The sequence below is a fragment of the Mesorhizobium sp. M0500 genome (assembly GCF_040321165.1).
Classification (GTDB): domain Bacteria; phylum Pseudomonadota; class Alphaproteobacteria; order Rhizobiales; family Rhizobiaceae; genus Mesorhizobium.
Map to the genome: position 1 here is coordinate 25,894 of NZ_JAMYRB010000037.1, position 10,558 is coordinate 36,451.

Annotated in this window: 5 protein-coding genes; all 5 read left to right on the plus strand. The window is 64.4% G+C overall.

Annotated elements, in window-relative coordinates; genetic code table 11:
• The first annotated feature begins 116 nt into the window (after positions 1-116).
• Positions 117-5,597, plus strand: coding sequence for an alpha-2-macroglobulin family protein (locus NKI70_RS31095; RefSeq protein ID WP_352726019.1), 5,481 nt, complete (start codon positions 117-119; stop codon positions 5,595-5,597).
• 215 nt (positions 5,598-5,812) lie between these two features.
• Positions 5,813-7,903 (plus strand): penicillin-binding protein 1C, encoded by a 2,091-nt coding sequence (gene pbpC, locus NKI70_RS31100; protein WP_352726021.1) that lies wholly within the window; start codon positions 5,813-5,815, stop codon positions 7,901-7,903.
• Between the two features lie 42 nt (positions 7,904-7,945).
• Positions 7,946-8,644, plus strand: coding sequence for a M15 family metallopeptidase (locus NKI70_RS31105; protein ID WP_352700209.1), 699 nt, complete (start codon positions 7,946-7,948; stop codon positions 8,642-8,644).
• A 218-nt stretch (positions 8,645-8,862) separates the two neighbouring features.
• Positions 8,863-9,891: a sulfate ABC transporter substrate-binding protein gene (locus NKI70_RS31110; protein ID WP_352700208.1), complete on the plus strand. Its 1,029-nt coding sequence runs from the start codon at positions 8,863-8,865 to the stop codon at positions 9,889-9,891.
• A gap of 18 nt (positions 9,892-9,909) precedes the next feature.
• The coding region (gene cysT, locus NKI70_RS31115; protein ID WP_352726023.1) for a sulfate ABC transporter permease subunit CysT at positions 9,910-10,558 on the plus strand (649 nt) is incomplete at its 3' end.

A 10,558-nucleotide genomic window follows, 5' to 3' on the forward strand; every position in this document is an offset into this window, starting at 1 on the left:
CCGGTCACCGGCCGGAAAGCAAACCGTTGGCAGGCGGATCCTGCCGCGTCCCGATGTTGACAAGCGCGACTGAAGCTTGAAGATTTCTGGACGTAAGCACTTGTCTGGAGGGGTTTATGGCAATGCGCGCGGCTCGTGGTCTATCGATTCTTTTCCTTCTCTTTTTTGCCTGGAGCGGTGTCGCGCAAGCGGCCGAAGCCCGGCGGGTGGTGACATCGGACAATTCCGACTATTTCGGTTTCGATCTCAGATCCGACCAGAATGTCAGCCTCGACCAGTGCAAGACCACCTGCCTCGGCGACCCGGCCTGCCGCGCCTTCACCTACAACCTCAAGGCCAAATGGTGCTTCCTTAAATCCGATTACAATTCGTTGAAACCCTTCGGCGGCGCCGTCGCCGGCAAGATCGTCAACATCGATGGCGATCCTGACATCGGCGCGCCACCCGAACTCGCCTTCTTCCCCAACTGGATGGCCGACCAGGCCCAGCAATACCGCAACAAGCTCACTGGCCCGACCTACACCAAGCCGACAGAAGGGCTGACGGCCCTGAGAGCCGGCGCCGAACAGTCGGCGTTGACGGGCGATCATCGCTCGGCCATGCACAAATACGAAGCGGCGGTTTCGGTGTTGCCTTATGATGGCCAGCTCTGGCTCGAGCTGGCGCGCGAAACGCTTGCCGTCCATCCGACCGCCAACAGCTCGGAGCCGTCGACCCTACCGGCGAACGCCACTTCCGCCGCCTTCAACGCCTACAAATTGCTGCGCACCACCAAGACGCGCGCCGACGTGCTGGCGCTGCTCGGGGACGGCCTTGATCGCCGCGATCTCTACAGGCCGGCCCTGCAGGCCTACGAGGCGAGCCTCGCTCTCGTCAATTCGCCGGCAGTCAGGGCCGCCTATCAGGATCTCAAGGCCCGCAAGGGCTTCCGCGTCATCGATCATACCGTCGATGCCGACACCAGCGCGCCACGCATCTGCGCGCAGTTCTCCGAGGAACTGGTCAAGACCGGCGTCGACTACTCGCAGTTCGTTACTGTCGACAACGCCGCTCCCAAGGGCGTCGAAGCCAAGGACAAGCAGATCTGCGTCGAAGGACTCGAGCACGGCCAACATTATGACGTGACCTTCCGCGCCGGCTTGCCGGCCGCCATTGGCGAAGTCACCGCGGCACCGGTGGTTCTGTCGATCTACGTGCAGGACCGCGCGCCTTCGGCCCGCTTCACCGGCGACAGCTTCGTGCTGCCCGCAGGCGCACGCCGCGGCATACCGGTCGTCACCGTCAACATGAATGCCGCCGAAATGAAGCTCTTCCGCATCGGCGACCGCTCGCTGGCCCAGCTTCTGTCGGGATATCAGTTCCTGCGCCAGCTTGACGGCTACGACATTTCGAACATCTCCGAACAGATGGGCGAGCCGGTCTGGCAAGGCCAGCTCGACATCGCCAACGACCTCAACAAGGAAGTCACTACCTCCTTCCCAATCGACGAGGCTTTGCCGAAGCGCAAGCCCGGCGTCTATGTGCTGACCGCACAAGCCGTCAACGATCGCAGCGACGACTATGATTCGCACGCCACGCAATGGTTCGTCGTCTCCGATATCGGCCTGTCGACCTATACCGGACAGGATGGGCTGAACGTCTTTGCCCGTTCGCTCGCAACCGCCAAGCCGATCGCCGGCGCCGAGCTGACGCTGCTGGCCAGGAACAATGAAATCCTCGGCACCGCGACCACCGACGCGGAAGGGCGGGCGGTGTTCAATCCCGGCCTGACGCGCGGCGACAGCGGCATGGCCCCGGCCGTGCTGATGGCCAAACAGGGCGACGACGATTTCGTCTTCCTCGATATGGGCCGCGCCGGCTTCGACCTGTCCGACCGTGGCGTCGCCGGACGGCCGGCACCTGGCGCGCTCGACGTCTATGCCTGGACCGAGCGCGGCATCTACCGCGCCGGCGAAGATGTCCATGTCGCGGCTCTTACCCGCGACAGTGCCGCCAAGGCGGTCGAGAACCTGCCGCTGACCTTCATCTTCTCGCGGCCCGACGGCGTCGAGGACCGCCGCATCGTCAGCGACGGCGCATCGGCCGGCGGTCACGCGGTCGACCTGCCGCTGGAACCCAACGCCATGCGCGGCACCTGGACGGTGGCGATCCATACCGATCCCAAGCAGGCGGCGGTCGCCAGCCAGATGTTCCTGGTCGAGGACTTCGTACCGGACCGCATCGAGTTCGACCTGTCCTCCGACAAGCAGGAGATCGCGCAGGGCGAGACCGCCAACATTACCGTCGACGGCCGCTTTCTCTACGGCGCGCCGGCCGCGGGCCTCGCGCTCGAAGGCGAATTGACGCTGTCGACCGCCCGCGACTGGGACCGCTTCAAAGGCTATTCCTTCGGTCTGGCCGACGAACAGTCGGCGGAACCGACGGTGACGCCCTTCACCGGCCTGCCGGTGGTCGGCGAGGACGGCAAGGCGACCTTCCCGGTCTCGGTCGATCAATTGCCATCCACCACCAAGCTGGTCGATGCAAAGGTCACTGTCAGGATGCGTGAAACCGGCGGCCGTGCCGTCGAGCGCTCGCTGAATATCGGCATCCGCCCGCAGGGCCACATGATCGGCATCCGCCCGGATTTCGACGACGACGAGGTGCCGCAAGGCGGCACGGCCAAGTTCAGCCTGATCGCTGTCGACCCAGACGGCAAGCGTGAGGCGCTGAAGGGCGCGCAGTGGTCGCTGGTCAAGGTCGAGCGTAGCTACCAGTGGTACCGCTCGAGCAACTCCTGGAACTATGAGCCGGTCACCTTCACCAAGGCGGTGGCCAACGGCCAGGTCGACCTGAGCGCCGATGGCGAGGCGACGGTGTCGCTCCCGGTCGACTGGGGCCGCTACCGGCTCGAGATCGAGACAGCGGATCCGGAAGGCCCGGCCACCAGCTACGAGTTCGACGCCGGCTGGTATGTCAGTTCCACCACCACCGAAACGCCCGACGGCCTCGAGATCGCCCTCGACAAGGATACCTATGCGGCGGGTGAAGTGGCCAAGCTCAAAGTGTCGCCGCACTTTGCCGGCGAGCTGCTCGTCACCATCGGCGCCGACAAGCTCCTGAAGACCGTCACCGCCAGCGTGCCGGCCGGCGGCAGCACCGTCGACATCCCGGTCGGCGACGACTGGGGTGCCGGCGCCTACGTCACGGCAACGCTGTTCAGGCCGGGCGATGCGCAAGAGACACGTATGCCGGCGCGCGCCATCGGCGTCAAATGGCTGAAGCTCGATCCCGGCTCGCGGAAGCTTGCCGTCAGCTTGGCGCCGCCGGACAAGACCATGCCGCGCCAGCAGCTGTCGATCCCGGTCGCCGTAGCCGGCGTTCAGCCCGGCACCAACGCCTATGTCATGGTCGCGGCCGTCGACGTCGGCATCCTCAACCTGACCAACTACAAGGTGCCGGATCCGGAGAACTGGTTCTTCGGGCAGCGCATGCTCGGTCTCGAGGTTCGCGACATCTATGGCCGGCTGATCGACGGCTCGCTGGGCACAACCGGTAAGCTGCGCACCGGCGGCGACGGCGCCAACATGCAATCGCAAGGCAGTCCGCCGACCGAAAAGCTGGTCGCGTTCTTCTCCGGCCCGGTCCAGCTCGACGCCGACGGCAAGGCGCGGATCGACTTCGACATTCCGCAGTTCAACGGCACCGTGCGCGTCATGGCCGTCGCCTGGACAAAGGAAGCAGTCGGCCATGCCCAGTCCGACGTCATCGTTCGCGATCCGGTGGTGATCACCGCCGGCCTGCCGCGATTCCTGGCGCCCGGCGATTCCGCCGTCATGCGGCTCGACGTCGCCGACACCGACGGCCCCGCTGGCGACTACAAGCTGACCATCGACACGACGGGCGACCTGTCTACCGGCAGTGCCGCCTTGCCTGAAAAGCTGACGCTGGCCAAAGGCAAGCGGCAGACGCTGACCGTGCCGTTGGTTGCGCAGACCGCGGGCAACGCCTCGATCACCATCAAGCTTGCGCATGCCGACGGCACCGCCGTCGAGCAGACGCTCTATGTGCCGGTGCGCCCAGCGCAACTGCCGGTGACCACCCGCATGGTCGTCGACCTCAAGGGCAATGGCGGCGCGCTGCGCGTCGACAAGGAACTGCTGGCGGCAAGCCTGCTCGATGGCGCTTCGGTCAGCGTCGGCGTTTCGCAGGCGGCTGCCTTCGATGTACCGTCGCTGCTGATGACGCTCGACCGCTATCCCTATGGTTGCGCCGAACAGACCACCAGCCGCGCCATGCCGCTTCTCTACGTCAACGAGATGGCTTCCGGCATCGGCATGGCCAGCGACCCCGATCTGCATGGCCGCGTCCAGGACGCTATCTACAAGGTGCTGAGCTACCAGGCATCGGCCGGCAGCTTCGGCCTGTGGGGTCCGGGTTCCGGCGATCTGTGGCTCGACGCCTATGTCACCGATTTGCTCACCCGGGCGCACGAGCAGAAGTACGACGTACCGGCCCTGGCGATGAACCAGGCGCTGAGCAATCTGCAGAACGCGATCGGCTACGATCAGGACGTCCAGGATCGCGGCAGCGAGATCGCCTATGCGCTCTATGTGCTTGCCCGCAACAAAAAGGCCTCGGTCGGCGATCTGCGTTATTATGCCGACACCCAGCTCGAAGCCTTTACCAGCCCGATGGCCGTCGCCCAATTGGCGGCGTCTCTCGCGCTCTACGGTGACACCCAGCGCTCGGAGGCAACCTTCCAGGCCGCGCTGCAACTGGCCAAGTCGACGCCCGAATATGACTATTACCGGTCCGACTATGGCTCGCCACTGCGTGACGGCGCGGCGATCCTGGCGCTTGCCGCGGAAAGCAAGCCGGTGCCGACCATCGTGCCGGCGCTGATCCAGCTGGTGACCAGGGAACGCGCCGACGCCAGGTGGACCAGCACACAGGACGAGTCCTGGATGCTGCTGGCGGCCCGCGCGCTGAAGGCCGGCAATGATTCGATCGCGCTGACCGTCAACGGCGCACCGCATGCCGGCGGCTATGCGGACCAGATCGCCGGTGGCGACCTGGCCGACAGTCCGCTGACCATCGTCAACACCGGCAGAAATCCGCTGCAGGCGGTCGTCACCACCGTGGCCTCGCCGATCCAGCCTCTGCCGGCCGGCGGCAACGGCTTTACCATCAGCCGTACCTACTACAAGCTAGACGGCACAGAGGCCAACGTGACGGAGGTCAAGCAGAACGAACGCTATGTCGTCGTGCTCAAGGTTTACGAGCAGAACACCTGGCCTTCGCGACTGCTGATCACCGACCTGTTGCCGGCCGGCCTCGAGATCGACAATCCGGGCCTGGTCTCCAGCGCCCAATTGACGAACTTCTCCTGGCTGGCGCAGACCGATGCCGCCCATCTCGAATTCCGCGACGACCGTTTCGTCGCGGCGTTCAATCCCAACGACGGCGACGGCGACCGCAACATCACACTCGCCTACGTCGTGCGCGCGGTGACGCCGGGCACCTACGCCCACCCGGCGGCAACGATCGAGGACATGTACCGGCCGCAATATTCGGCCCGCACCGCCACCGGCATGATGGAGGTCAAGGCGCCGTAAGGCAAAAAAATGGCGGATAGGAATATGGCGATGGCGCTGCCCCTCATTGCCCTGCCGGGCATTTCTCCCCGTATAGAGACGGGGAGAAAGAGCCATGCGCCGAAGTTTTCGCCGACCTTTAACGTCGCAGAAAAGGCGCCAAGGGTCGCGACAGCCCCCTTCTCCCCGTCACTAAACGGGGAGAAGGTGCCGGCAGGCGGATGAGGGGCGGCGCCATGCTCTCCAGAAAATTCCTGCGCCGAGCGGCCATCACGGGCATTTCCTTGGCCGGTCTCGCTGCAATCACCGCCGCCGCCCTCTGGCAGCTCGACCGCGCATTTCCGCCGCCGCTGCCGGCTGCTTTGACGGTCTCGACCGAGGTGCAGGACCGAGACGGCCAGCTGCTGCGCGCCTTCGCTACGCCGGATGGCTACTGGCGGCTCGCTACCAGCCTGGACCAGGTCGACAAGCAGTTCGTCGACATGCTGGTCACCTATGAGGACAAGCGTTTCTGGGATCATCAAGGCGTCGACGTGCTGGCACTGGCGCGTGCCGCCGGCCAGTTCGCGACCAGCGGCCATATCGTCTCCGGTGGTTCGACGCTGCCGATGCAACTCGCCCGGCTGATCGAACCGCGCGACAGCCGCAGCCTCGGCTCGAAGATCAAGCAGATGCTGCGCGCCCTCCAGATCGAACGGCGGCTTTCCAAGCGCGAGATCCTCGAACGCTATCTGACGCTGGCGCCCTATGGCGGCAATCTCGAAGGTGTGCGCGCCGCTTCGCTTGCCTATTTCGGCAAGGAGCCGAAACGGCTGACGGTCTCGGAGGCGGCCCTGCTCGTCGCCTTGCCGCAATTGCCGGAAAAGCGACGCCCTGATCGCAATCTCGAGATTGCCCACGCTGCCCGCGACCGGGTGCTGACCCGCATGGTCTCGGCAGGCCTGCTCGGCGAACGTGAGGCCGCGCGTGCCGCGCTCGACGATGTGTCGGGGCTGCGGCGCACCTTGCCGGCGCTCGCTGCCCATGCGGCCTATACGATGCTGTCCAAGGCTGTTCCCGGCCAGAAGCTGCAACTGACGATCCGCAAGAGTGTCCAGGAAGGGCTGGAGCAGGTGGCCAAGGATGCGGCCGCCAGGCTCGGCCCTCGCCTCTCGGTGGCCATGGTACTGGCCGATGCCCGTACCGGCGATATTCTTGGTGAGGTCGGCTCTGCCGATTTCTTCGATGCCAGCCGTTCGGGCTGGATCGACATGACCAAGGTCGTTCGCTCGCCTGGCTCGACGCTGAAGCCGTTCATCTACGGCCTCGCCTTCGAACAAGGCCTGGTGGCGCAGGAGATGCTGATCGAGGACAGCCCAGCCGATTTCTCCGGGTATCGGCCGAAGAACTTCGACATGGGCTATCAGGGCGATGTCAGCATCAGGCAGGCGCTGCAATTGTCGCTCAACGTGCCGGCGATCCGCGTGCTCGACGCGGTCGGCCCGGCCCGGCTGATGGCACGCTTTCGTCAGGCCGATGTGACCCCTATCCTGCCCGTCAACGAAGCGCCCGGCCTGGCGATCGGCCTCGGCGGCGTCGGGGTGACCCTGCGCGACCTGGTCCAACTCTATGCCGGCCTTGCCAATGGCGGCAAGGCACACACGCTGCATGACGGCACCGAGCCGGCGAATGCCGAACGCTCGACCACCACCATCCTCGACGGGCAGGCGACCTGGCAGATCACCGACATCCTGTCAGGCGTCAAGCCTCCCCAGGGTGCCGCCCAACGCGGCATCGCCTACAAGACCGGCACCTCCTACGGCTATCGCGACGCCTGGTCGGTCGGCTTCGACGGCCGCTACGTGCTCGGCGTCTGGGTCGGCCGCCCCGACGCCGGCGCGGTGCCCGGCCTGTCCGGCTATGTCTCGGCTGCGCCCATCCTGTTCGAAGGTTTTGTCCGTTCCAGCCTGGCCGCCGTACCGCTGCCTAGCCTTCCTTGGTGGGTCTGGGGTCCGAAGCGCGATGAGCTGCCTGTGAGGCTGACGCGCTTCGGCGCCGGCTCCGATGGGCTGGTACAGGCGACGCCGACCGAACCTGCGCCAACCATCATCTTTCCGCCCGACGGCGCTCGCGTCGATCTCGGCACTTCCTCGGCCGACCCCTCGCCGCTGGTGCTCAAGCTGCAAGGCGGCCGCGCACCATTCCGCTGGCTGGCCAACGGCAAGCCGCTGGTCGGCATCGACCGGCGGCGCACCGCGACCTGGCAGCCGGACGGCGCCGGCTATTCGACCCTAACCGTGATCGACGCGGCGGGACGCGCGGCCAGTGTGAAGGTTTTCGTCGAGTGAAAGTTTCCCTTGAATAATTTCCGGCAGGTGATTCAGGGGATTGTGTTTTACGTCTTGCTTTCGGCCGCCGGTACTTTCTCGGCGTCTGCTGACGCGCTGCCCGCCAGCTTTGTTCGGCTGGCCGACATCGATCCCAATATCCGGCAGGATATCCGCTATGCCGGCCTCGAAAATTTCCTGCATCGCAAGGTAAGCGGCTACGATGCGCCGGTATGCGTCCTCACCAGGCAAGCGGCGCAAGCGCTTTCGGCAGTGCAGAAAGCGATTGCCGCCGAAGGACTGACGCTGGTCGTGTTCGACTGCTATCGCCCTGCGCGGGCTGTCTCCGACATGGGTGACTGGACAAAAACGAGTGGACCACCGGACCCGCAATGGTACCCAAAGGTCAAGCGCAAGGATCTCATCCCCAAGGGCTATATCGGCGAACTGTCCACCCATTCGCGCGGATCGACGGTCGATGTCGCGATCGCGCGAGCCGACCGCAAGAGCGCTCCGAAACCGGCCTGCGGCGCGACCGATGCCGACACGCTCGATTTCGGCACGGGTTTCGACTGTTTCGATCCAGCGAGCGAAACGGCTCACCGACCGATAGCCAGTGAAGCGGCGGCTAACCGCAAAAGGCTTGTCGAGGCGATGCGTGCCCGCGGCTTCAAGAATTACGCCCGCGAATGGTGGCACTTCACGCTGGAGAACGAGCCGTTTCCAAAAGAGCGCTTCAACTTTCCCGTTACCGCCGAATAGCCGGCCGAAACCTTCGGGCGCGACGCAGCCATTGCCGAAGAGCTAGCCGTCTCTAGATAATTGCGTCGGGAGCGCGATCATGGTCCATGCGGGAAAATAGTTTCTCGCATCGCCGAAACTAGGCGAAAAATTGCTTCAATAGGCCAAAAAAGGCAACATTGAATGCATCTAAATTCTATCAATTCGGTAGATTTGGCGCGAGTTCAACGGAGGCGGAAATGACCAAACCTCATTTCAGGAAACTGCTCGGCGCACTGGTCGCCACGTCTGTCCAGTTCGGCACGCTCGGTTTCGCGTTTGCCGACACCACCATTCTCAACGTGTCCTATGATCCGACGCGTGAGCTCTACAAGCAATTCGACGAGGCCTTCACCGCCCACTGGAAGGCCGAGACAGGCGAGACGGTCACCGTCCAGCAGTCGCATGGCGGGTCGGGCGCGCAGGCTCGCGCCGTGATCGACGGCCTCGACGCCGACGTGGTGACGCTGGCGCTCGAAGGCGATATCAACGCCATTGTCTCGAAAGCGAAGAGGATCAATCCCGACTGGCGGACGAAATTCGAAAACAATTCGGCGCCCTACACCTCGACCATCATCTTTCTCGTCCGCAAGGGAAACCCCAAGGGCATCCATGACTGGGGCGATCTGGTCAAGGACGACGTCCAGGTGATCACGCCGAATCCCAAGACCTCCGGTGGTGCGCGCTGGAACTATCTCGCCGCCTGGGCCTACGCCAGCGTCAAGGATGGCGGCGACGAGGCCAAGACCAAGGAATTCGTCGGCAATCTCTATGCGCATGTCCCGGTTCTCGACACCGGTGCGCGCGGCGCAACCGTGACCTTCGCGCAAAAAGGGCTGGGCGACGTGCTGCTCGCCTGGGAAAACGAGGCCTATCTGGCGCTCGACGAGTTCGGCGCCGACAATTTCGACATCGTCTACCCGCCGACCTCGATCCTGGCCGAGCCGCCGGTCGCCGTGGTCGACGCTAATGTCGACGCCAAAGGCACGCGGAAAGTTGCCGAAGCTTATCTGAGCTATCTCTATTCCAAGGAAGGCCAGACGCTCATCGCCAAAAACCATTATCGCCCTTCGAAGCCCCAGTTGGTGCCGGCGGAGGACTTGGCCAAGCTGCCTGAGATCAAGCTGATCACCATCGACGACCCGCTTTTTGGCGGCTGGAAGAAGGCACAGCCTTATCATTTCGGCGATGGTGGTATATTCGACCAGATCTACAAACCGGCCCAGTAGCATTTAGATCAGGACGACATGACCACAGCACCCGCCAAGGCGGGGTGGCGATTCAGGCAGCCGAGCGTCATTCCGGGTTTCGGATTGACGCTCGGCTTCTCGCTTGCCTACCTCACCCTCATCATCCTCATTCCCCTGTCCGGGCTGATCTGGCGCTCGGCGGCGCTCGGCTGGACCGACTTCTGGGCGATCGTCACCGACCGCCGCACCATCAACGCGCTTGAAATCAGCTTCGGCACCGCCTTCATTGCCGCCGCCGTCAACGTCGTCTTCGGCACGATCGTCGCGTGGGTGCTGGTGCGCTACAGCTTTCCAGGCCGCCGCATCGCCGATGCCATGGTCGACCTGCCCTTCGCGCTGCCGACGGCGGTTGCCGGCATCGCGCTGACCACGCTTTACGCACCGAATGGCTGGATCGGAAGCCTGCTGACGCCGCTCGGCATCAAGGTCGCGTATACGCCGCTCGGCATCGTCATCGCGCTGGTCTTCATCGGTCTGCCCTTCGTCGTGCGCACCGTGCAGCCGATCATGGAGGAGATCGACAAGGAGGTAGAAGAAGTGGCCGCCACGCTCGGCGCCAATCGCTTCCAGATCATCAGCCGCGTTCTACTACCCGGACTGGCGCCTGCCATCGTCACCGGTTTCGCGCTGGCCTTCGCGCGCGGCG